Source organism: Acinetobacter sp. CIP 64.2 (assembly GCF_000369645.1).
Lineage (GTDB): Bacteria > Pseudomonadota > Gammaproteobacteria > Pseudomonadales > Moraxellaceae > Acinetobacter.
Window position 1 is genome coordinate 748,548 of sequence record NZ_KB850122.1, and the last position, 22,307, is coordinate 770,854.

The following is a 22,307-nucleotide window of genomic DNA, read 5'->3' on the forward strand; positions in this document are numbered from 1 at the left end:
CTGTTTGTATGTGATTGATTCTAGAAAGGACTATCAATTATTTAAAAAGATTGTCCTTCAGATTTTAAAATCTGGAAATAAAAAATCGCTCTATGAGAGCGATTTTTTATAGATTAGCTATTTCAACTCATCCATCAAAGCTGGATAAATCAAGCCATCCACATCCACTGCCGTTTTATAAATGCCATTACTGAGATTGAATTGATTGACGTGATAGGTCGAACCATAAATCGAATCAAAACCAGTTCCCTTCTGGAACACTTTCTTATTCGCTGCGATATCCAGTAAATATGTCCCCTCAATAAATTGCTCATACTGTTGAGAATCAACGCCGACACGATTGGCCATGATCTTTACCGCATCGGCATGTGTGGCAGGGTCTTGGATATACTTCACCGTTTTATCCCACACTTGGATTAGCTTTTTCCAGTCCTCTTGATGCGCAGATAAATGACTTGGATTCACCGCAAGGGTATCGTAGATCAAACCCGGCTTGTCTTTGGAGCTATAAATAATCTTGGAACCTGCAACAGCTTTTAACGCTTGATTGGCCACAGGTTGCCAAACTGCAATCGCAGCAACATCCTGACTGCCAAACACTTGAGGAAGTTCATTGGTTACTGAATTGACCAGTTTAATATCTGAAAAAGGAATCTTGGCATCCTTTAAAGCCGTCGATAACAACAGGTGATCGACCAATCCTTTTTCTGTAGCAATGGATTTGCCTTTTAAATCCTGAATACTGTTGATACCATTCTTGGCAATAATGACATCATTACCCGCAGAATAGTCTGTCACCATAATGATCATGCCCTTGCTCCCGCCCGAGGCATTGACTAAATTATCGCCATTGGTAATAAACACCGCATCCAGTTGATTAGCCGCAAATGCAGAAATTGAAGCTGAATAATCGAACCATTTAAAATCAACATTTAAGCCTGCGTCTTTGAGCCAGCCCTTTTCAATCGCCACTTGCCAAGCAACCCAACCTGGCCAATCACTATACCCAATCGTAATAGGCGTGGTTGTCGTTACATCTTTGGCCTCGGTCGCTTTCTCCGCCGTTGGTACTTTAGCCGAATTATCACACGCGCTAAGTACCAGCCCGAACAGCACTGAAACAGATAACGTTGCTATTGCTTGCTTCATAATCACCCCATATCTTTTTTGAAAATTTTGCCCAGAGCACGTCTCAATCACGTGTTCAGCGACAATACCAATGCCGACGCTTCCTATTCATTTTGCTGTAAGGGTGGCATCACGGCATCCATGAGTTCCAGATGCCCTTTTATCACCCCTTTTAAGGCAGTAAATTGCTGACTAATCTGTTTAAGGTCATTACTGCCCCCTTGTAACAGCATGACTTCCAATATTTTTTGTTGATCCAGTTGAATATGTAATGAACTGATCACCTGTTCTAAAAATTTCTGCTGTAAGTCTAAGAGTTGCATCCGCAGCGGCATACAACTGGCGTCGTACAGCAAGGTTAGCGTGCCGACCATGACTGCATTTTGCTGTGCCTGTTCAGCAATGAGATGCTTATTGATCATGTCGACAATCGCCTGAGAGCGACTTTCATAATGCTCTTCGACAATGGTTTGATCTAAGGCCTCAACCGTTTTTTCAGGGACGGTAATACTGATTCGAGTCAGTTTAGGGCGTGCATTCATCATGATCAGACTACTGTTTAGGCAGCTGGGTTTGCTTTACATACAGACCTGCTCGGACGCTCAGTAAATTGGCAAAACAGCGCGCTGTAATTTTTAAATACTGAATTAGGATTGATTGCGTTTTCATAACCACCTCAGTCTAAGTAATACCAAATTTATAATTCGTAATATTTAATGCAGTATCTATGCCAGTTTTTTAGCCAAATAAAGTAGAAAAAACCGTTTGAATTGCTGAATAAATGCACATAAAAAAAGCCCTATGTTTCATCATAGGGCCTTTTCTGCATCATGAATTTAATCGCTATACGGCAGGTGCAAGCGTGAATAATGCCTGTCCTGTTTTTACCGTTTGTGCTTTATCAATCAAGATACTGTCAACTTTCATTTTTGCAGGCGCCAGGATTGGGATTTCAATTTTCATTGCTTCAATTACCGCCAAGGTTTCACCTTCTTCGATAATATCCCCCACGGTACATTCAATTTTCCAGACCGAACCTGGCATATGTGACTCCACGATCATGCCACCACTCGGAACAATTATTTCTGAATCATCCAGTACTACATCCATGTTTTCGGAAACATATTCAGCCAAGCCTGCTTCGTGCCAGCGACGGCGTTCTTCTTCAAAATTACTTTGTTGAACCTGTTTAAAAGCCTGAATACTGCTTTCATTGTCTTTTAGAAAAGCATTGTAGTCTTTGAGATTCAGCACCCCCTCTTCAATCCGTAATTGCAAACGTCCTGCTTTAAAATCTTCACGCATTTCCAACAGCTCAGATTCGGACACTTCATAGAAACGGATCTGGTCAAAGAATCTAAGCAACCACGGCTTGTGCGGTTCAAAATTCGGATTTTGACGATAACGGCTCCACACCTGTGTGGTACGTCCAACAAACTGATAGCCACCTGGCCCTTCCATCCCATAAACACACATATAGGCGCCGCCAATTCCGACCGCATTTTCAGGCGTCCATGTTCGAGCAGGATTATATTTGGTGGTGACTAAACGATGTCTCGGGTCTAGCGGTGTGGCAACAGGTGCACCCAGATAGACATCTCCCAAACCCATCACCAAATAAGCCGTGTCATAGACCACATCTTTTACTGCTTGCTTCGATGCAAGACCGTTAATACGGCGAATGAACTCGATATTATCTGGGCACCACGGTGCATCTGGACGAACCAATTGGGTATATTTTTCAGTTGCAAGCTGCGTTTGTGAATCTTCCCAAGCTAACGGCAAATACACAGTTCTAGACGGTACCTGCATATTTTCAATATCAGGTAATTCACTTTCAGCCACCTGTAACAAGCGCAGTAAATCCAGTTGCTCTAGAGCCGTTGAATCATAGTGAATCTGTAATGAACGAATGCCTGGGGTCAGATCAATGATGCCCTGAATATTTTGTTGCTGAACCCATTGCATCAAGGCATGAATACGAAAACGTAAATTGAGATCTAAGACCAGTTCACCATATTCGACTAACAGATATTGGTTGCCTGCGGGACGATAGCTCACCTTCGGTTTATCCGCGCCTTGATCCAAAGTCGCCAACACCGCATTTTTTAAAGTAATAGGCTCAGCTTTGAATATCGGTTCAAAATTAACCTGTGATGTGGTTTCATCCTGCAAGGCCGATTGATAGCGTTGTTCTAACTGTTGCGCCTGTGCATAACTAACAGGAATAAATCTGACTTTATCGCCTGCTTTGAGCTGTCCTAATTTCCATAACTCTGAGTTAATCACCACCGCAGGACAAACGAAGCCGCCTAAACTCGGACCATCAGGCCCTAAAATAATCGGCATATCCCCAGTGAAATCAATTGCACCAATCGCATAGGCATTGTCATGGATATTCGATGGATGTAAGCCTGCTTCGCCACCATCAATCCGTGCCCATTCAGGCTTCGGTCCAATCAAGCGGATACCGGTACGACTCGAGTTAAAATGAATCTCCCAATCTTGATCAAAAAACATGGCAACATCATTCGGCGTAAAGAAATCAGGTGCACCATGCGGGCCATACATGACCGCGATTTCCCATTCAGTTTTAAAGCTTGGGATTTGTTCAGATTTTAACGCAACTGTTTGCTCTATTTTCGCCTCAGTGATGGGCAACATATCACCAATCAGTAAGTTACGCCCTGCATGACCACCAAATTGTCCCAAGGTAAACGTGGCTAAGCTGCCCAAATAAGCAGGCAGATTTAATCCATGTTTAATCCCAATATAACTACGGCAACCCGTACTGATACGACCGCATTTTAACACCTGACCTTTACGAACATTAATGCTTGACCACATCGCAACCGGTTGACCATCCAGACTGACCTCCATCTCACCACCAGTGATGGCAATCTGACTATCACAATGAAATTTTAAAGTCGGCCCAAGTAAAGTACATTCTAGTCCAGAACTGTTAAACGCATTGCCCAACAATTGGTTGGCTACATTTAAGCTCAATGCATCCATCGCGCCTGAGGGCGGAACACCGACATCCCAATAACCCAAACGCCCTGTTACATCTTGCACTGCAGTTTGAATCCCTGCTTGCAACACCTCTATTTTCTGGGTTTTCCATTCAAAATGATTCAAGAAACGCGTGGTCTGTGTGCCTTGCTGAAACACCTCTCCACTGATAATTTCCTGTAAGTACTCGAGATTGGTTTCAATCCCTGCAATTTCCGTATTACTTAGGCTATTTTGCATGGCAGCAATCGCCTGCTCACGATCTGTCGCCGTGACAATAATTTTTGCAATCATCGGGTCATAGAATGAAGAAACATTCGAGCCTGTTTCTACCCACGTTTCCACCCGTGATTGAGGGTCAAATTTGACACTGGTCAATAAGCCCGCACTAGGTTGAAAGTTTTTGATCGGATCTTCGGCATATAAACGTACTTGAATCGAATGACCTTTGGGTGGCGCAATCTGTTGCGGTGTTTGCCAATCCCCGCTGGCCAAGGTCACCATCCACTCAACTAGATCAACACCATAAACCTGTTCCGTCACTCCATGTTCCACTTGCAAGCGAGTATTCACTTCCAGAAAGTAAAACTGTTGTGTGTCGGTATCCATCACAAATTCAACTGTACCCGCGGAACGATACTGCACTGACTGCATCAGTTGAATGGCGACCTGTTGAATATACCTACGTTGCTCTTCATTCAAATGTGGTGCAGGTGTTTCCTCGATCACCTTTTGGTTACGGCGTTGTACGGAACAATCACGCTCACCGAGTGCAATGACATGGCCCTGACCGTCTCCAAAAATCTGTACCTCAATATGCCGGGCATTTTCGACAAACTTTTCCAGATACAATCCGGCATCTTTAAAATTGGCTTGCGCCAGATAGGAAACAGTTTGATAGGCTTCTTTTAATTCCTGTTCGCTCCACACCAGACGCATACCAATACCACCACCGCCTGCGGTGCTTTTCAGCATCACGGGATAGCCAATTTGATCAGCCTGAATCAGTGCATCATCCAAGTCAATGAGCAACTGACTGCCTGGTAGTAAAGGCACATTGTTTTGAATCGCCAATGCTCGTGCGGTATGTTTTAGACCAAAATCACGCATTTGCTGTGAGGTCGGACCAATAAAGGCAATCCCCTGTTGCTCGCACAAATCACAAAATGCGGCATTTTCCGATAAAAAACCATAACCAGGATGAATCGCTTCGGCCCCAGTGTGCTGTGCTGCAGCCAGAATTTTTTCAATATTAAGATAGCTTTGCTGTGCAGCTGAATCACCAATAAAAATCGCTTCATCAGCTAAACTGACGTGTAAGGAATCCCGATCCGCTTCAGAATAAACGGCAACTGATTGAATCCCAAGTTTTTTTAAGCTACGAATGACACGACAGGCAATCGCACCACGATTGGCAATGAGTACTTTTTTAAACATTATGTCACCTCACGCGTCACGTATAACAAGCTGGATTTTAGTCGGATTATAGGCATTGCACGGATTATTCAATTGCGGACAATTTGAAATCAGCACGATCAAATCCATTTCGGCCTTGATCTCAACATATTTACCTGGTGCAGAGACCCCATCTTCAAACTTTAAATGGCCGTCTGCAGTCACAGGCACATTCATAAAAAAGTTAATATTGGGGCCAATATGACGAACATTAAGCTGATGCTTTTTGGCAATCGGATGTTGTGCCAAGGCGTACATAAAATTGTTGCGGCAACTGTGCATTGAATATTTATCATGTGCATAACGTACCGTATTACTTTCGCATGAACATGCACCGCCCAAAGTGTCATGTCTGCCGCAATTGTCATCGACAATCGTGGCAATGGGACGGGCAAAATTACTGAATAATGTCGTGCCTTTTTCCAGATAAAGCTGCTGATTTTGTGCCAAGGTATCGGTTGCGCTATAACGTTCTTCGGCATTGTTAGCGCTGAGAAACAAGGTATCAACTGCTTGGTTCCCTTCCAGATCAATAATCCGGAAATACTGACCTTGCTTCACTTCGCCCATCCATGCTTCGCCTGCAAGGCAAATCTGGTCTAAAACAATCTGTTCAATTTTTGCTGATGCTGTCATTTTCTTGCTCCCCACCTTAATTCGACAATGCGTAATAGCGTGTGTTATTGGCAAAACCACGTTGATTTTGAGCACATGAATCCCGACAAACATCTTGTTCAGTTAACGCATTGGCTTTGAATAGGCGAAGTTGGATATCGGCGGGTTGATACTGTGTGGATGAGTCGAGTGGATGCGGTGCCGCAGAAAGAAACACCAAACAATCCATTTCAAAGCGCAGTTCAATCTTTTGATTTTGATTATCGTCTGTGATGTAGCTTAATCGTCCATGATCATCAGGCTGGACTTTTGAAAATAAATTTACCGTTGCGCTCAAATCGGCTTGGCCTAGACCAAATTTGGTCAATTCCACCAATAAGCTATCCAAACCATTTTGATGCATATCATTACGCGCATCCTGAAAGTTTTTTTTGCCAAAATGTTGTGCAATGTGCTGTGCGGTACTCGGACCACAAAACACATCATTCCAGCCATGTTCATCTTGAACAATGGAGGCCATCACACGACCCAGATCAGAATACAAAACATGCCCTGTCGAGAGAAAAGCCGTGTGTTGGGCTTTTAGACTATCCGGCATATTAAAACGCTCCAGCTTGTCATCGGCATTGACACAATACAAAGACACATTGGCATGATGCTCAAGTGCTTCCAGTTGTAAAACTGCACCGCGTTGAATGCGACCAGACCAATGATGACCACCGGGTAATGTTTCTTCCCATAGTATTTTATTGTCGTGATAGAACGATTGATTCATAACAAACCTCTTGCGGATGCTTAACCTCGTTATGGCAATATGCCTGTCCTCCCGGGCTTTTATCCCTCCGTGTAGTTCTATCGAACCGTTATCTCTCGGACCAGTCATGTCTCCATACGGACACATCGGAACCCTAGACAACTTTATCTATCTTGTTATGAAGCAAAAGACATGCCAATTAAGTAATACGATTTTCAATATTCGTAATACCAAAATGATCGTTTTTAGCTTGTTCAGCGTGCATTTTTAAAAACAAAGCACCAATATGATGCTGAAAAATTAGAATGATTAATGCTTTTAGGTTTTCGTTATTCATAAAAAAAGCGCCTTACGGCGCTTTTTTTGATATACACATTAGTTTGCATATACTGGGAATTTTGCACAAACAGCTTCAACTTTAGCTTTTACATCAGCAATCACTTTCTCATCACCTTTGCTGTCAATCACGTCAGCAATCCAACCTGCAAGTTCACGTACTTCAGCTTCACCGAAACCACGAGTTGTCACTGCTGGCGTACCAATACGGATACCAGAAGTTACGAATGGAGAACGTGGGTCATTTGGAACCGCATTTTTGTTTACAGTGATGTGTGCTGAGCCTAACCAAGCATCAACCTCTTTACCCGTTACGTCTTGTTTAATCAAAGACAATAAGAATAAATGGTTTTCTGTACCACCAGAAACAACATCATAACCACGTGAAATTAATACTTCAGCCATTGCTTGTGCATTTTTCACAACTTGTTGCTGGTAAGTTTTAAACTCATCAGACATGGCTTCTTTGAAGCAGATTGCTTTAGCAGCAATCGCATGCATCAAAGGACCGCCTTGGTTGCCTGGGAATACAGCTGATTGAAGTTTCTTCTCGATTTCTTCATTTGCTTTCGCAAGGATTAGACCAGAACGTGGACCACGAAGTGTTTTATGCGTTGTTGTCGTTGTTACGTCTGCAATTTGCACTGGGTTCGGATAAACACCCGCAGCAACTAAACCAGCAACATGCGCCATATCAACAAAAAGGTATGCACCTACTTTGTCTGCGATGTCACGGAAACGCTGCCAATCAACGATTTGGCTATAAGCAGAGAAACCAGCAACGATCATGCGTGGCTTGTGTTCCAACGCTAAACGCTCTACTTCTTCATAATCAATTTCGCCAGTTTCAGTATTTAAACCATACTGAACAGCATTATACGTTTTACCAGAGAAGCTTACTTTAGCACCGTGAGTCAAGTGACCACCGTGAGCCAAGCTCATACCAAGAACGGTATCACCTGGGTTAAGAAGCGCTAGGTAAACCGCAGAGTTTGCTTGTGAACCCGCATGTGGTTGAACGTTTGCATAGTCTGCACCGAACAACTCTTTTGCACGATCAATTGCAAGTTGTTCAATCACGTCCACATATTCACAACCGCCATAGTAGCGTTTGCCAGGATAGCCTTCTGCATATTTGTTGGTAAGTTTTGATCCTTGAGCTTCCATGACAGCTGGTGAGCAATAGTTTTCAGATGCGATTAACTCGATATGTGCTTCTTGGCGTACACCTTCAGAAGCAATCGCTTGAGCTAATTCTGGATCAAATTCAGCAATAGAGATATTGGCAAACATTAGCGGAGGGTCCTATGAATTAGGGCTTTTAAGCCGTGCTAAAGATTGGTGCATATTGTAGCACGAAGTTTAGAGTTTCACAGATTGATATTTATTTAATTATTCGTGAATTTTATTCATTCTTACTCATGGTTTTAATAGATAAAAATCAACAAGCTATTTTTTATACATTTTTACATCTTAGAAGCTAAAATTGAAAAAGCCCAATCTTCTCAAACAGAAAATTGGGCCGCTGCTCTCGTCTCTTAATTATTCGCCGGCATTGCTGCTTTCACATCATTCACAACATTGCCAATATTCAGGACATACGCCGTGCCATGATCCCATTCAGTATTGGTAATGTACTGGATTTTTGACCCTTTATTTTGTGCAGTTGATACCAACACATCCGTTGCAGCTTTAGGGACCGTTGTATCTTTCGCACCTTGATAAATCACCACTGGTTGATCCAATTTCACCTGAGCTGGCTGCGAATCAGTATCCAAGAACGTTTTTACCAATGGAACCGTCATAAAATTTGCTTGTGTCCGAGGATAATTCGCTAAACTATTATTGTTTTTACTCGCATAATCTGTCATTTTATCAATAAATTTATTCTCAAGTGCATCATAACAATCTGATTCAGCTTGACTCGCTATGGTATCCGTTGGCGTCATAAAAACATTAGAATAACTAAAACTTGGATTAAGATTTCTTAATCCCGCCGTGATCAAGGCAGTAAAAGTATCTAGCTGTGCATACATCCCTATCTGTTGTGCAATTGGTGCATTTGCAACTGAGGCATTACCATTCACCAAAATTGCCCCTAGGTTAGAGGCAGGCGCAATAGCAACTGTCCCTTTATAATCCAGCTTAGCCCGACTTTGATATTGCGCTGCACCCAAAGCTGCTTGTCCGCCTTGAGAATGACCAACTGTCATCCATTGACGTGAAAGCAGTTTACCTTGTCCAGCTAAATAATATCGTGCAGCAACCACTGCATCGGTAATCGAATAAGCTTCACTTTTTACATTTAGGAATGGATGAAGTTCTCGCCCGCTTGGCTCTCCTAAACCTTCATAATCGGGTGCAACCACCACGTAACCTGCTGCCAGAAATTGGCTAATCATACTTTGAATGGCTGGATTAGTTGCATTGCGACTTGGCGCGCATTGATCTGCAACACCTGTGGTGCCATGTGCCCAAGCAACAATTTTCCAGCCGCCTGCAGGTGTTGGCCCACCAGGTACAAACAATAAACTGGTTGCCATGGTCTCTTTTCCATCCTGCCCCAACATCTTATAAGTCATGACTGAACTTTCAGCGGCTACGGCACTAAAGTCGGTCTTGGTATAGGCAACAGGAATACCCACCACAGGGTTTTTAATATTATTTTCTGGAATATCTGGCTTAGGTACAAACGAAATATTGTCATTATCGTCATTACAAGCTGTAAGCAACAAGCTTGAGCTAAGAAGTGCAACCGTTAATAATTTCATATTCATGTCATGTTTCCCTGATTATTATCATTTTCATTCTAAAGCTTAGTAATTATTTTACTAAGGCAATTAGTTACATAAGAATGCGCTTAATATCAAATTGTTCAAGTATTTTTTTATTTTGTTGCTTATTTATCCACTTTCTTAAAAATTTAAAGCCCCTCTCTCTCATTCAATACTGCTTGCCGTAAATTTCTTGTAAGATATCCCAGCACTCAATTCAAGCTAGGCGGCCTTTAAATGCAAGCAATCATCTTAGATACTGAAACACATACACTGAATGGTTTGCCAATTGAAATCGCCTATGCTCCAATTGAAATCGACAATGGAAAACTCAGTCTCGATAAAAAACAAATTTTTGACCAGCTTTATCAGGTTGGTCAACCAATTTCCTATGCAGCAATGGCTGTGCATCATATTCTAGAGTCTGATCTAATCGACCAACCTTTTTATAATGAGTTTCAGCTTCCTGCTGAAACAACTTATATCATTGGGCATAACGTTGACTACGATGTGGCCGCAATTGCGCGTTGTGGTGTCGACATCTCAAAATTAAAACCGATTTGCACCTTAGCTTTAGCTCGTCATGTCTGGGAAGATGCTGAAGCGCATAATATTTCCGCCCTGATTTATTTGATTTCAAAAGGGAGCGATAAAGCACGAGAAATGTTGAAAGGCGCGCATCGTGCAGATGCTGACATTATCCTAACCGCCAACATCTTGATGCATATCATTCATCAACTCAACATTCAAAATATCGAACAACTTTATCTTGCTTCAGAAGAAGCGCGTATTCCTAAAAGTATTACTTTTGGCAAACACAAAGGTACAGCCATCCAAGACCTCCCTGCCGATTACATTCAATGGCTGATGCGGCAGGAAGATCTTGATCCGTATTTACGGAAAGCTTTAGAGGCTAAACTCGTTAAATAAGGGATTATGTTCTCAGTTTTTAGATTATTTGCCACTTACTTTAAACAAGGCGATGATATTTAATAATTTGTTAACATAATTGTCATTTTTTAACCTTATCTTAATCTCCGTCTAGATCTTGATTTGGGGGAGATTAAGAGATGTCACATTTTTTTAAAACTGAGCTTGGGCAAACTGCGTTACAAGAACGTAATATTGCATTAACAGCACGTCAACGTCGTCTATTGCTTTTAATTGATCATGAAGATTTTAAAGACCTTGATCAAGACTATAAAGAACGTATCGCACCCACTGAACTGGTTCAGCAACTCATTGATATGGGCCTGTTAGCTGAACAAGCTCCCTCTCTGGTTAAACAAGCAGACCTAGAATCTATACTAAAAAATAATGATCACAAAACTGTATCAACACCTGTTGTAGTACAACAAACCATTACGCCTGTACCAACACCCGTTGTAACTGAGCCAGTAATAGAACCTGAAATCATCGAGCTAGAAAAATTACCTTTTGTGGAAATCCAGCAAGTCATGATTCAAACACTCACGACCTATTGCGGTCTAATGGCTCGCCCGCTCATCCAAAAGATTCAGTCAATTAGTTCGTTGCAACAACTTAAAGCTTGCCAAATGCAATGGACCACCTCTTTGCAAGAATCACGGATTCCGCCTGCTCAACTGAATCAAACGTTGAAATTAATTAATTATTCAGTGCAGCATTTATAGTTAGATGTGCAGAATCTTGATAAATCTAGAATAAAATTGATGTTTTAATAATCAAGAAGCACCTTTATTAGAAGGTATATATTTACCTGCCTGTGTTTTTTGCCTATGATGTGGCACGCATGCGCTCATAGCTCAACTGGATAGAGTACAGGTCTCCGAAGCCTGTGGCGTGGGTTCGAGTCCCGCTGAGCGCACCATTGCTTCTTCTTTTCTGCACTATTTCTCTTATTTTTATAATCGTTCTGTTTTTAACACGCCATAAACCTATTTTTCTACTTGGTTTATTTTTTCATATCGCTCAAAATACGCGTTCTATTTAACAACGTGAGACGTTTATGACTGATGCTTTGGTGTTGAGCGATTTGTCCAAAACCTATCGTAATGGTTTTCAGGCGTTAAAAGGAATTGATCTGACCGTTCCTGAAGGCGAATTCTATGCATTATTAGGGCCTAATGGTGCAGGCAAATCAACCACAATCAGTATCATTAGCTCTTTAACCAAAAAAACATCTGGTTCAGTTGAAATTTTTGGGCATAACTTAGATACCCATCCTTCACATGCAAAACAATGTCTTGGTGTTGTTCCTCAAGAATTTAACTTTGGTCAATTCGAAAAAACCTTCGATATTTTAGTGACTCAAGCAGGCTATTACGGCATTCCTAAAAAACTGGCCGAACAACGCGCTGAACACTATTTAGAAAAACTCGGTTTGTGGGAAAAACGCAATATTCAATCACGTATGCTCTCAGGTGGTATGAAACGCCGCTTGATGATTGCACGTGCCATGATGCATGAACCTAAATTGTTGATCCTTGATGAGCCAACCGCAGGTGTCGATATCGAGCTACGTCGTTCAATGTGGGACTTCCTCACTGAAATGAATGAAAATGGCACGTCGATCATTCTGACAACACATTATTTAGAAGAAGCAGAAATGCTGTGTCGTCGCATCGCGATTATTGACCGTGGTGTAATTAAAGAAGATACCACCATGAAAGGTTTCCTCAATCAGCTAAATGAAGAATCATTTATCTGTGATTTAGCTGAGCCAATTGAAGCCTTTGACCTCAATATTATTGGTTTTAAATTCAATCTGATTGATCCTGTTACTTTAGAAGTCACGATGGATAAAGCACATAACATGAATGACTTATTCTTGTTGTTACAGTCACAAAATATCCAAGTCAGCAGTATGCGTAATAAATCCAATCGCTTGGAAGAACTGTTTGTAAAAATGGTCGAAAAGAATCTTGCAGGAGCGGATCAATGAATTTCAGTCAATTACAAACCGCTCTCTGGACTTTAGTGGTTAAAGAAATTCGTCGCTTTATGCGGATTTGGCCACAAACCCTGCTCCCACCCGCCATCACCATGAGTTTGTACTTTGTGATTTTTGGCAATCTGGTTGGTTCACGTATCGGTGAGATGGGTGGCTTTAGCTACATGCAGTTTATTGTGCCCGGCTTGATTATGATGGCCGTGATTACCAACAGCTATGCCAACGTTTCATCAAGCTTCTTTAGTGCAAAATTTCAGAAAAGTATTGAAGAACTGATCATGAGCCCGGTACCTTTACATCTAATCCTATGGGGTTATGTCATTGGTGGTGTCAGCCGTGGCGTGTTGGTCGGCTTGATCGTCACGATAATGAGCCTGTTCTTTACCCATTTGGAAATTTATAATTTATTTGTGACCATATATACTGTCATTATTACTTCATTATTATTTTCACTTGGTGGTTTTATTAATGCCGTCTATGCCAAGTCCTTCGATGATATTTCAATTATCCCGACTTTCGTATTGACGCCACTCACCTATTTAGGTGGTGTGTTTTATGCCATTAGTGCACTCAGTCCATTTTGGCAAAATGTCTCTTTAGTTAATCCAATTGTATATATGGTTAATGCCTTCCGTTACGGTATTTTAGGACACAGCGATGTCAACGTTGCCTTCTCTTTAGCTGTCGTGACGCTTTGTTGTGTTGTCCTCTATGCAATTGCCTATCATTTATTAGCTCGTGGTTCAGGAATGCGTGAATGAGTGTTGAACATTCTTTATTGGGTAAAGATACCCAATACCCTACTCAATATCAGCCAGATGTTTTATTTCCAATTGCGCGTGCCGAGTCTCGCCAACACTATGCGCATATTGAAGGTATTACTCAAGGCAAAGACTGGTGGCATGTTTTTGAAATTTCATGGCTAAATAGCCTTGGTTTGCCTCAAGTCGCCATTGGTCGCTTGACCTTACCTGCCAGTTCGCCCAACTTAATTGAATCAAAGTCACTTAAACTTTATTTCAATAGCATGAACTTCACTCAATTTGAGTCTAAAGAGGCTTTTATTGAAACCGTTGAACGTGATTTATCTCATGCTGCTGGCGCGAAAGTTGAGTTACAGCTTTTTCAAGTCGACGATTTAGAGATTTCCAAACCACAAGGAATCTGTATCGATGATCTGACTCCTGAGCGTTTATCAGAACATCCTGACTCAAGCTTGCTGCAGTTAGATATAACTGCAGAAGATGAGGTTGAAATTGAGCTGTACTCACATTTATTAAGAAGTAATTGTCCTGTGACTGGTCAGCCAGACTGGGGCACTGTTTTTATTCGTTTGCAAGGTAAAAAGCCTTGTTATCGCAGCATTTTAGCTTATATTATCTCGTACCGTCAGCATAATGGTTTTCATGAACAATGTGTTGAGCAAATATTTGCAGATATCTGGCAACTGTTAAAACCAGAAAAGCTGATGGTCTATGCAACTTATACTCGCCGCGGGGGCTTGGATATTAACCCATGCCGAGTATCAGATTTGTCATGGATGCCCGAGCCAATTCGCTTGGCACGACAATAAAACGAATAAATTTGATATAGAGGACGTTCTTCAATGACCAGTTATTTCGGGATTCTTCCGTCAGCAAGTTTGAGCCAGGACATTCAACTTGCGCAAGCCAACCGTGACAGTAAAGAGCCTCAATACCCTTTACGTGACAAAATTTCTCTACAGCTAACTGATGAGTTAATTGACACTATGTTGGTTCACTTGGTTCAACAATTTCCACCAAGTGACAAACGAGATACAACCGAAGGTCTTGCAATTAAAATTCGTAGCATTGTTGAAACCTTAATGAAACAGCTACTGGGTAAAGCTTCTAATGAACAGGTGCTTGAATCTTTAGCCTTCATGGAAAAGAGCCTGTTTATTGATAATGATGGCAAACAACGTATTGGTACTGTGCTACCAGATAGCCTCGTAAACGATATGAAGAAGAGCTTTGCAGAAGTCGCTGCTGGAAACGGCAAAGAACAACGTGATGCTTTAACGCAACAGTTCAAATCCTTTGCTGATGCCTTAATTCACCACTTCATGACTGAATTCAATAAAACTCTTGGTCTGGGTATGGTGAAACGTGGTGTTGCGAGCGTAGCAACCAGTGGCGTAGAAACGGCTGTCCACATTGTCATTAAGAAATTGATCCCTAGCTTGAGCCAGGTTGAACTTGAAGTCTTTACCAAGCACTTCGACCAACTTTTGGTACAAAAATAAGCCAACCACGATCAGAAAGCGACGATTGCAAAATCGTCGCTTTTTTTATGCCAAAATAATCACCTCTAAATGTCACAATTTCTAAATTTGCATTGTCTAAATCGGTGTTTATGTTAGCATTCGCGAAGCGTTGATTTACTTGATTTAGAATCGCATGTCTCCAAGCTCACAATACAAATTTTTGCGTCAAGCACCACGTGATGGCTTGAGTACCGCTAATCAACCCTCTCGTTGGCAACAACTTCACCTCGACCCTTGGCTGTGTCTATTTTTAGTCCTGAATGCCACACTCGGCTTAACTGTTCTCTATAGTGCATCGGCACAAGATGTTGGTCTTGTAAGTAAACAGGCCATCAGTTTTGCGATTGGATTCGGGGTCATGTTCGGTTTGGCTCAGATTCCTCCCAAAGTGTATCAGGCATTTTCACCTTACTTTTATGTATTCGGTGTATTGTGCCTGATTGCAGTGATGGTCTTTGGTGAAGTACGTATGGGTGCCCAGCGTTGGATTGATATTCCAGGCTTTGGTAGCGTACAACCCAGCGAGTTTATGAAAATTGGCATGCCAATGATGGTGGCTTGGTTTTTGTCACGCAAAGCACTACCTCCCAGCTTCCCACAAGTCATAATGTCTTTAATGTTGATTGTTGTTCCTTTTCTTTTAATTGCTGAACAACCCGACTTAGGCACTTCATTACTGGTACTTGCAAGTGGTATTTTTGTACTGTTCCTCAGTGGCCTCTCATGGAAGCTAATCGCGGGTGCTGTGGGTGTAGCAGGTGTTATTATTCCAATTGCATGGGAATTCTTGCTGCATGACTATCAACGTCAACGAGTCTTAACTTTATTCAATCCAGAAGCCGATGCACTCGGAACAGGTTGGAACATTATTCAATCTAAAACGGCTATTGGCTCGGGTGGTTTCTCAGGCAAAGGTTTTTTGGAGGGAACGCAATCCCACCTGCACTTTTTACCTGAAGGTCATACCGACTTTATTATTGCAGCCTATTCAGAAGAGTTCGGCTTGATTGGTGTTAGCCTGCTTATTCTTCTCTATTGTGCAATTATTTTTAGAACCTTCCAAATAGGCCTTCAAAGCTTCCATAACTATGGCCGTTTGGTTGCAGGTGCATTTGGTTTGTCCTTTTTTGTTTATGTATTTGTAAACGCAGGCATGGTCAGTGGTATTTTACCCGTAGTAGGTGTGCCTTTGCCGTTCATGAGTTATGGCGGAACTGCAATTATTACTCTTATGTCAACTTTTGGACTGGTTATGTCTATTCATACACATCGATAATGAGGAATTTTATAAACTTATGTTTCTTCCTACTTTGAATAAAACTTTTAAATTTTTGACTTTAAGCGCTGGTTTATTCTTGAGCAGCAATTGGGTACAAGCAAATGAATTCTACACCCATCCCAATTATCCTGCATTCAAACAAAAAGCGATGGCAACGTATGGTTTAAGCAGCGAGCAAATTGATGCAGCCATGAGTGGCGCGCGCAACTTGCCCAATATTTTAAACATCATGACACGCCCTGGTGAAAGTAAACCATGGTACGAATATCGTTCAATGTTTTTAGCTGAAGGAACCATCCAGCGCGGCGTTCGTTTTAAAAATCAGTATGATGATGTGCTGAATCGTGCAGAACAGCAATATGGCGTGCCTAAGTCAGTCATTCTCGGGATTCTGGGAGTGGAGACAGGTTATGGCGCCAATAAAGGCTCTTTCATCACTCGAGATGCTTTGGCAACACTGGCCTTTGGTTATCCACGACGTGCTGATTATTTTAGTGATGAACTCGCAGCCTTGATTTCTTGGACCTATAAAGAAGGTTACCCAACCAACAGTATCGTGGGCTCTTATGCAGGTGCAATTGGTTACCCTCAGTTTATGCCAAGTAATATCCAAAAATTAGGTGTGGACTATGATGGTAATGGCCATATTGATTTAAGAAATTCTGCTGCAGATGCTATCGGATCAATTGCCAACTATTTAGCTCAACATGGTTGGCAACGTGATCGCCCAATTGGCTTCCCTGCACGATATACAGGTAACAATCCTGATAGCATCATTGCCAAGGATTTAACCCAACCAACACCTTATGGTGAGTTGAAAAGATTAGGGATCGCACCCGTCAACCCTTTGGTCAAAATTGATGATCTCGACTTGGTCAATGTCATTCAACTACAAGATCAATTTGGTCCCATCTACTATATTACTTATCCAAATTTTCAAGTCATTACGACCTATAACAGAAGCCGTATGTATGCAACTGCTGTATGGTTATTAGGCACAGAAGTAGCTAGCCGATAGGCTAGCTTTTTTTAACATAATGAAAAGTCAATAAATTTTTTATTAAAAAAGTACATAGATTCGGCATATTTTATAAATTGTTACAATATTGATTATTTTTTAACCAGAAACTGTAAGTTTTTGCCCTTTTTGTAACTATTTATCGTGAAGGACTAGACACACTTCGTAAGCGATGAATATTATCGCCGCAAGATAAAGTAATTGCAAAAGTGAATAATTAGACATGTGCACTATATTTCAAGGCGTTTTATTGAAATAGAAAAGCATGTTCTCTAGGAGTTTATACAATGCAGTTTTCGCTAAAATATATTCTAGCGCTGACGGCAGGCTTAAGTTTAAGCCCGTTACATGCTGAAATGGTACAGTCTTCATCATTATCAAATGATGTGGAAGGTTCTAATTTGGCTGCCCGCGTTCTAAGCAAAGATTCTCAAAATTTTAATTCTCGTTTCTCTAACGTTAATAGTCTTTCAATCACTGAGAGTTCAGGTGACAAAGTACGTCGCCAAACGATTGCTGCTAAGATCGATATCCCTGAAGAAGAGCCTTCAGTGATTGAAAAACTGAATACTGTTGCTTCGAACACCGTTCGTAAATTCAGCCAAAGTGGCGTTGCTTCATGGTATGGCCGTCAATTCCATGGTCGCAAAACAGCAAGCGGTGAAACATTCGATATGAATGCAATGACTGCCGCGCACCGTAGCCTTCCTTTGAACTGTTACATCCGTGTGACTAACAAAGACAATGGTAAAAGTGTTGTTGTTAAAGTTAACGATCGTGGTCCATTCCATGGTAACCGTGTATTAGACTTATCTTATGGTGCTGCCAAGCAACTCGGTATGTCGAGCGCAGGTACAGGTAATGTAAGTATCGAACGCGTTGATGGTCCTAACTCTTAATCGTTAAGACCTCAACTAAAAAGCCGCTTATTGCGGCTTTTTTTATTTTATACATGCTCATTTTTAATGCTTTGCGTCCTATCCTCTTCTTCGGTATATTGAACACATAAAAATGAATACAGCAAGGAGCGCGCAGTGAAATCGATCGACGAATGGTTTGACGAATATAGTGACAGTCACCAAAACCAAACCAACAAAAAAATCCATTGGGTCTGTGTTCCCGCAATTCTATTTTCAATCATTGGTATTCTGGCGCACTTTAGTACCTTGCTGACCGCATTACTCTTAGTATTAACGCTGGTCTTTTATGCCCATTTAGATATTGTTTTAGCTGTGGCGATGGCAGCGTTATTAGCAGTAATGGCGTGGTTAATTGTGATTTTACCTGTCGGCGTTGGCTTCTATATTGGCGTGTTTGTGATTGCATGGATCGGGCAGTTTTATGGGCACAAAGTTGAAGGTAAGAAGCCTTCTTTCTTTAAAGACTTGCAATTCCTTCTAATTGGCCCTGTATGGTGCATGGACGCTTATTTAGCTAAAGTCCTACCTAAATGGAAACTTCGTCAAAAATCAGCGATTACAGGCTAATTTAGCGCACATCTTGCAACTGACTGACTAGGGAAGAAAGTTATTGATACATTCTTCCCTGATATTTCAGCCAGCCATCCACATGTTTGCCACGTGGATCGTGATGGGTCCAGTGAACAACCCCGCCTTTCTGGCTGTATTCATATTCCCCAAAGAACTCAACTGTATCACCTTTTTTAAGACCTTCGATTCTTGGCGCCAAATCAATATTATGCGCAATTAAAACCGTTAAACCATTCTCCAGCTTGAGAATCATTTTTTGATGTCTTGAACCTTCGTTATCATCTGGCAAAATTGCTTTCACGATACCTTGTGCCTGTACTTGCACATTGCTCCGTTGTTGCTGGTAAGCCTGCATGATCTTCTGTTGATCATCAATAGAAACTTGATTACTTGAAGTCTGCGCAGGTGAATTACGACCTGAATTTTGTTTTTGCTTAAAATCAAAACCCAAATAAGCAGCAACTAACACAATGATGGCAATAATGATCAAATTATTTTTTTGAGAGTTCATATCTACTTTTCTCAAGCATAAGACAGCAAAATGCCAATCGATTTGATTGGCATTTTAATCATACAACGTCTAAACCAGTTAGAACAGACGATTCATACCATTCAACGCTGCAACGCGATAGGCTTCCGCCATGGTTGGATAGTTGAAGGTTGTTTCGACAAAGTATTTCAACGTATTGTTTGGGCTATGCATCACCACTTGTCCAATGTGAATAATCTCTGCCGCATTGTTACCAAAACAGTGAATACCCAAGACTTCTAAAGTGTCACGATTGAACAGAATCTTTAATTCGCCTACTGTATCACCTGTAATCTGCGCACGCGCCAAGTGACGGAAAGATGCCTGCCCTACTTCGTAAGGTACTTTTTCTTCAGTCAATTCCTGCTCAGTCTTACCAATCGATGAAATCTCTGGAATAGTATAAATGCCTGTTGGTACATCACGGATTGGCTTAACATTCTTTTCGCCTACCATGTTTGCACCCGCGCAACGACCTTGGTCATACGCAGCCGATGCTAAAGATGGCCAGCCAATGACATCACCCGCCGCATAAATATTTTCAGCTTCAGTTTGATATTGATCATTCACCATGAGCTGGCCACGACCATTTGGAACCAGGCCAACATTTTCCAAACCTAAACCATCAGTATTACCCGAACGACCGTTACACCATAAAATTGCATCAGCTTTGATTTTCTTACCGCTGAGCAAATGCAAGACCACATGGTCATCAAAGGTTTCTAAACGATCGATTTGTTCATTGTGACGAATCAATACGCCTTGTTCACGTAAGTGATATGACAATGCATCGGCAATTTCATCATCCAGATAACTTAAAAGTTTTTGCTGAGTGTTAATCAAATCAACTTTATGATCGAGTCCGATAAAGATAGATGCGTATTCACAACCAATCACACCTGCACCGTAAATGATGATTTTCTGGATTGAATAATCAAGATCAAGAATCTTGTCTGAATCAAATACACGTGGATGATTAAAATCAAGGCCTTTAGGCTGGTATGGACGACTACCTGTTGCAATCACAATTTGCTTGCAAATAATGGTGTCTTTAATGCCATCCTGACCAAAAATCAAAACTGTGTTTTTGTCTTGGATATACGCACGACCGTGGAAAACTTCAATTTTATTGCGGTCATAAAAACGTGTATGTGTGTCGACTTGCTGCTGAATCACTTTATGCGCATTACGCAACACCTGTTTCATCGTGAATTGTTTCCACTCACCGACTTTTTGAAACATTGGATCACGTTGATAACGAATAATACTTGAAACTGTTTGACGTAATGCTTTACTTGGAATTGTTCCTACGTGTGCGCAGTTACCACCGAGTTGATCACGAACATCAACGATTGCAACACGTTTACCTGCTTTTGCAAGCTTCATTGCCGCGCCTTCGCCAGCTGGGCCAGAACCGAGAATTACTGCATCATATTTAACAATATTCCCACCAACGACCTCTTTCTTACGTGGCATTCAAAGCTCCTTTGTTTCTAACCGTTTTTGCTTTATATATGATAACCAATATGCAGGCAGATGATGTATTTCACAACTATATATTTTTATATATTTACATTTTCAAAATGAATACCACTTTTCATGCTTTACTACGGCAAATTTGACTATAATAACGGGATATCTCAAGTCAAAGGCTGTAGAAATTATATGTCTGAACACCGTAAACCTGAACAGGGTATAAAACTTCGTGGCGCGGAAAAAGTCGCAAGAATTCCTGTAAAAGTTATCCCTACGGTTGAAGTACCTCGCAAACCTGACTGGATTCGAGTCAAGATGACCGCTCCAGAAGAAGTTCAGCGTATCAAAACAACCTTGCGCTCGCAAAAACTGCATACGGTATGTGAAGAAGCTGCATGTCCTAACCTACCTGAATGTTTCGGTGGTGGTACAGCAACCTTTATGATCATGGGTGACATCTGTACACGTCGTTGTCCTTTCTGTGACGTTGCACATGGTCGTCCAAATGCTTTAGATCCAGATGAACCTCGTCATATGGCAGAGACCATTTCCAATCTCGGCCTTAAATATGCGGTGATTACCTCGGTTGACCGTGATGATCTTTTGGATGGCGGTGCTCAACACTTCGTTGATTGTATCAAAGAAGCACGTGAATTGAGCCCTAAAACCTTATTGGAAATTCTGGTTCCCGACTTCCGTGGTCGTATGGATATTGCTTTACGCATCATGACAGAATGCCCACCAGACGTATTCAACCACAACATTGAAACTGTGCCGCGTTTATATAAAGCGATGCGTCCAGGTTCTGATTATCAGCACTCTTTAACACTGTTAAAAATGTTTAAAGAATACTGCCCTGATGTCCCAACCAAATGTGGCTTGATGGTCGGTATCGGTGAAACTGAAGAAGAAGTGATTGCCCTGCTTGATGATCTTAGAGCACATGATGTTGACTACGTCACCATTGGTCAATATCTACAACCCTCTAAGCAACATGCACCCATCGATCGCTTTGTTACACCAGAAGAATTCGAGCGTTATGCAGAACATGGTCGCAAACTCGGTTTTAGAAATATCTGGTCTGCGCCAATGGTTCGCTCAAGCTACTTTGCTGATCGCCAATACCATGGTGAACCTGTACCAGCAGTACGTCGAAAAGTTGATCCTGCCAAGAAAATTGCAGTTCAAACCATTGAAGCTTAACGTTTAGTTGGCAATAAAA

General features: G+C 41.5%; 22 protein-coding genes, 1 tRNA gene and 1 riboswitch. Of the genes, 12 read left to right on the forward strand and 11 right to left on the reverse strand.

Annotation, left to right across the window (positions count from 1 at the left end; genetic code table 11):
• Positions 1 to 117: 117 nt before the first annotated feature.
• From F895_RS07550 to F895_RS07520, 9 genes are all read right to left on the reverse strand, one after another.
• Positions 118 to 1,149, reverse strand: a complete 1,032-nt coding sequence (locus F895_RS07550) for an ABC transporter substrate-binding protein (protein WP_005241990.1) — start codon at positions 1,147 to 1,149, stop codon at positions 118 to 120.
• Positions 1,150 to 1,232: 83 nt separating this feature from the next.
• Positions 1,233 to 1,670, reverse strand: coding sequence for a CopG family ribbon-helix-helix protein (locus F895_RS07545; protein WP_004654007.1), 438 nt, complete (start codon positions 1,668 to 1,670; stop codon positions 1,233 to 1,235).
• Positions 1,671 to 1,680: 10 nt separating this feature from the next.
• Entirely contained in the window at positions 1,681 to 1,797 is a 117-nt protein-coding gene (locus tag F895_RS20480; RefSeq protein ID WP_005241992.1) for a hypothetical protein, read from the reverse strand.
• 174 nt (positions 1,798 to 1,971) lie between these two features.
• Positions 1,972 to 5,577 carry an urea carboxylase gene (gene uca / locus F895_RS07540; protein WP_005241993.1) on the reverse strand — a complete coding sequence of 1,202 codons (3,606 nt, stop codon included), beginning with the start codon at positions 5,575 to 5,577 and terminating at the stop codon, positions 1,972 to 1,974.
• 9 nt (positions 5,578 to 5,586) lie between these two features.
• The gene (locus F895_RS07535; protein ID WP_005241994.1) at positions 5,587 to 6,231 is read right to left on the reverse strand and encodes an urea amidolyase associated protein UAAP2; all 645 of its coding nucleotides are present in this window, start codon (positions 6,229 to 6,231) and stop codon (positions 5,587 to 5,589) included.
• Positions 6,232 to 6,247: 16 nt separating this feature from the next.
• Entirely contained in the window at positions 6,248 to 6,985 is a 738-nt protein-coding gene (locus tag F895_RS07530; protein WP_005241995.1) for an urea amidolyase associated protein UAAP1, read from the reverse strand.
• Between the two features lie 46 nt (positions 6,986 to 7,031).
• Positions 7,032 to 7,133, reverse strand: a riboswitch (guanidine-I (ykkC/yxkD leader).
• A gap of 30 nt (positions 7,134 to 7,163) precedes the next feature.
• Entirely contained in the window at positions 7,164 to 7,301 is a 138-nt protein-coding gene (locus F895_RS20065; protein ID WP_005241996.1) for a hypothetical protein, read from the reverse strand.
• 38 nt (positions 7,302 to 7,339) lie between these two features.
• On the reverse strand, positions 7,340 to 8,593 hold the full coding sequence (gene glyA, locus F895_RS07525; RefSeq protein WP_005241997.1) for a serine hydroxymethyltransferase: 1,254 nt from the start codon (positions 8,591 to 8,593) through the stop codon (positions 7,340 to 7,342).
• Between the two features lie 245 nt (positions 8,594 to 8,838).
• The gene (locus tag F895_RS07520) at positions 8,839 to 10,077 is read right to left on the reverse strand and encodes an alpha/beta hydrolase (protein ID WP_005241998.1); all 1,239 of its coding nucleotides are present in this window, start codon (positions 10,075 to 10,077) and stop codon (positions 8,839 to 8,841) included.
• A gap of 234 nt (positions 10,078 to 10,311) precedes the next feature.
• Here F895_RS07520 and F895_RS07515 point away from each other — a divergent pair, with 234 nt between their 5' ends.
• From F895_RS07515 to F895_RS07465, 11 genes are all read left to right on the forward strand, one after another.
• On the forward strand, positions 10,312 to 11,004 hold the full coding sequence (locus tag F895_RS07515; protein WP_005241999.1) for a putative quorum-sensing-regulated virulence factor: 693 nt from the start codon (positions 10,312 to 10,314) through the stop codon (positions 11,002 to 11,004).
• 140 nt (positions 11,005 to 11,144) lie between these two features.
• Entirely contained in the window at positions 11,145 to 11,726 is a 582-nt protein-coding gene (locus tag F895_RS07510) for a hypothetical protein (protein ID WP_005242000.1), read from the forward strand.
• A gap of 121 nt (positions 11,727 to 11,847) precedes the next feature.
• Positions 11,848 to 11,923 (forward strand) — tRNA-Arg (locus tag F895_RS07505).
• A 138-nt stretch (positions 11,924 to 12,061) separates the two neighbouring features.
• Positions 12,062 to 12,997: an ABC transporter ATP-binding protein gene (locus tag F895_RS07500; RefSeq protein ID WP_005242001.1), complete on the forward strand. Its 936-nt coding sequence runs from the start codon at positions 12,062 to 12,064 to the stop codon at positions 12,995 to 12,997.
• Positions 12,994 to 13,767 (forward strand): ABC transporter permease, encoded by a 774-nt coding sequence (locus F895_RS07495; RefSeq protein ID WP_005242002.1) that lies wholly within the window; start codon positions 12,994 to 12,996, stop codon positions 13,765 to 13,767. The genes F895_RS07500 and F895_RS07495 overlap by 4 nt, the downstream gene beginning before the upstream one ends.
• On the forward strand, positions 13,764 to 14,579 hold the full coding sequence (gene queF / locus F895_RS07490; RefSeq protein WP_005242004.1) for an NADPH-dependent 7-cyano-7-deazaguanine reductase QueF: 816 nt from the start codon (positions 13,764 to 13,766) through the stop codon (positions 14,577 to 14,579). Before F895_RS07495 ends, queF begins: the two co-directional genes overlap by 4 nt.
• Positions 14,580 to 14,612: 33 nt before the next feature.
• Entirely contained in the window at positions 14,613 to 15,272 is a 660-nt protein-coding gene (locus tag F895_RS07485; RefSeq protein ID WP_005242005.1) for a hypothetical protein, read from the forward strand.
• 154 nt (positions 15,273 to 15,426) lie between these two features.
• Complete coding sequence (gene rodA / locus F895_RS07480) at positions 15,427 to 16,569, forward strand: rod shape-determining protein RodA (protein ID WP_005242006.1); 1,143 nt, start codon at positions 15,427 to 15,429, stop codon at positions 16,567 to 16,569.
• Between the two features lie 19 nt (positions 16,570 to 16,588).
• The gene (gene mltB, locus F895_RS07475; protein ID WP_005242007.1) at positions 16,589 to 17,590 is read left to right on the forward strand and encodes a lytic murein transglycosylase B; all 1,002 of its coding nucleotides are present in this window, start codon (positions 16,589 to 16,591) and stop codon (positions 17,588 to 17,590) included.
• Between the two features lie 287 nt (positions 17,591 to 17,877).
• Entirely contained in the window at positions 17,878 to 18,489 is a 612-nt protein-coding gene (locus F895_RS07470; protein ID WP_004654033.1) for a septal ring lytic transglycosylase RlpA family protein, read from the forward strand.
• A gap of 135 nt (positions 18,490 to 18,624) precedes the next feature.
• Positions 18,625 to 19,077, forward strand: a complete 453-nt coding sequence (locus tag F895_RS07465) for an Mpo1 family 2-hydroxy fatty acid dioxygenase (protein WP_005242008.1) — start codon at positions 18,625 to 18,627, stop codon at positions 19,075 to 19,077.
• A 40-nt stretch (positions 19,078 to 19,117) separates the two neighbouring features.
• Here the strand turns inward: F895_RS07465 and F895_RS07460 are convergent, their stop codons facing one another.
• Together F895_RS07460 and sthA are read right to left on the reverse strand one after the other, a co-directional pair.
• The gene (locus tag F895_RS07460) at positions 19,118 to 19,591 is read right to left on the reverse strand and encodes a DUF3465 domain-containing protein (RefSeq protein ID WP_005242009.1); all 474 of its coding nucleotides are present in this window, start codon (positions 19,589 to 19,591) and stop codon (positions 19,118 to 19,120) included.
• Positions 19,592 to 19,669: 78 nt separating this feature from the next.
• On the reverse strand, positions 19,670 to 21,085 hold the full coding sequence (sthA, locus tag F895_RS07455) for a Si-specific NAD(P)(+) transhydrogenase (RefSeq protein WP_004806376.1): 1,416 nt from the start codon (positions 21,083 to 21,085) through the stop codon (positions 19,670 to 19,672).
• A 189-nt stretch (positions 21,086 to 21,274) separates the two neighbouring features.
• Between sthA and lipA the strand changes: the two genes are divergently transcribed.
• Entirely contained in the window at positions 21,275 to 22,288 is a 1,014-nt protein-coding gene (gene lipA / locus F895_RS07450) for a lipoyl synthase (RefSeq protein WP_010589851.1), read from the forward strand.
• The last annotated feature ends 19 nt before the right edge of the window (positions 22,289 to 22,307 follow it).

Bases quoted from the DNA above. Each gene is read 5' to 3' on its own strand.
- F895_RS07550 (WP_005241990.1), bottom strand. From the start codon at position 1,149: ATGAAGCAAGCAATAGCAACGTTATCTGTTTCAGTGCTGTTCGGGCTG.
- F895_RS07545 (WP_004654007.1), bottom strand. From the start codon at position 1,670: ATGAATGCACGCCCTAAACTGACTCGAATCAGTATTACCGTCCCTGAA.
- F895_RS20480 (WP_005241992.1), bottom strand. From the start codon at position 1,797: ATGAAAACGCAATCAATCCTAATTCAGTATTTAAAAATTACAGCGCGC.
- uca (WP_005241993.1), bottom strand. From the start codon at position 5,577: ATGTTTAAAAAAGTACTCATTGCCAATCGTGGTGCGATTGCCTGTCGT.
- F895_RS07535 (WP_005241994.1), bottom strand. From the start codon at position 6,231: ATGACAGCATCAGCAAAAATTGAACAGATTGTTTTAGACCAGATTTGC.
- F895_RS07530 (WP_005241995.1), bottom strand. From the start codon at position 6,985: ATGAATCAATCGTTCTATCACGACAATAAAATACTATGGGAAGAAACA.
- F895_RS20065 (WP_005241996.1), bottom strand. From the start codon at position 7,301: ATGAATAACGAAAACCTAAAAGCATTAATCATTCTAATTTTTCAGCAT.
- glyA (WP_005241997.1), bottom strand. From the start codon at position 8,593: ATGTTTGCCAATATCTCTATTGCTGAATTTGATCCAGAATTAGCTCAA.
- F895_RS07520 (WP_005241998.1), bottom strand. From the start codon at position 10,077: ATGAATATGAAATTATTAACGGTTGCACTTCTTAGCTCAAGCTTGTTG.
- F895_RS07515 (WP_005241999.1), top strand. From the start codon at position 10,312: ATGCAAGCAATCATCTTAGATACTGAAACACATACACTGAATGGTTTG.
- F895_RS07510 (WP_005242000.1), top strand. From the start codon at position 11,145: ATGTCACATTTTTTTAAAACTGAGCTTGGGCAAACTGCGTTACAAGAA.
- F895_RS07500 (WP_005242001.1), top strand. From the start codon at position 12,062: ATGACTGATGCTTTGGTGTTGAGCGATTTGTCCAAAACCTATCGTAAT.
- F895_RS07495 (WP_005242002.1), top strand. From the start codon at position 12,994: ATGAATTTCAGTCAATTACAAACCGCTCTCTGGACTTTAGTGGTTAAA.
- queF (WP_005242004.1), top strand. From the start codon at position 13,764: ATGAGTGTTGAACATTCTTTATTGGGTAAAGATACCCAATACCCTACT.
- F895_RS07485 (WP_005242005.1), top strand. From the start codon at position 14,613: ATGACCAGTTATTTCGGGATTCTTCCGTCAGCAAGTTTGAGCCAGGAC.
- rodA (WP_005242006.1), top strand. From the start codon at position 15,427: ATGTCTCCAAGCTCACAATACAAATTTTTGCGTCAAGCACCACGTGAT.
- mltB (WP_005242007.1), top strand. From the start codon at position 16,589: ATGTTTCTTCCTACTTTGAATAAAACTTTTAAATTTTTGACTTTAAGC.
- F895_RS07470 (WP_004654033.1), top strand. From the start codon at position 17,878: ATGCAGTTTTCGCTAAAATATATTCTAGCGCTGACGGCAGGCTTAAGT.
- F895_RS07460 (WP_005242009.1), bottom strand. From the start codon at position 19,591: ATGAACTCTCAAAAAAATAATTTGATCATTATTGCCATCATTGTGTTA.
- sthA (WP_004806376.1), bottom strand. From the start codon at position 21,085: ATGCCACGTAAGAAAGAGGTCGTTGGTGGGAATATTGTTAAATATGAT.
- lipA (WP_010589851.1), top strand. From the start codon at position 21,275: ATGTCTGAACACCGTAAACCTGAACAGGGTATAAAACTTCGTGGCGCG.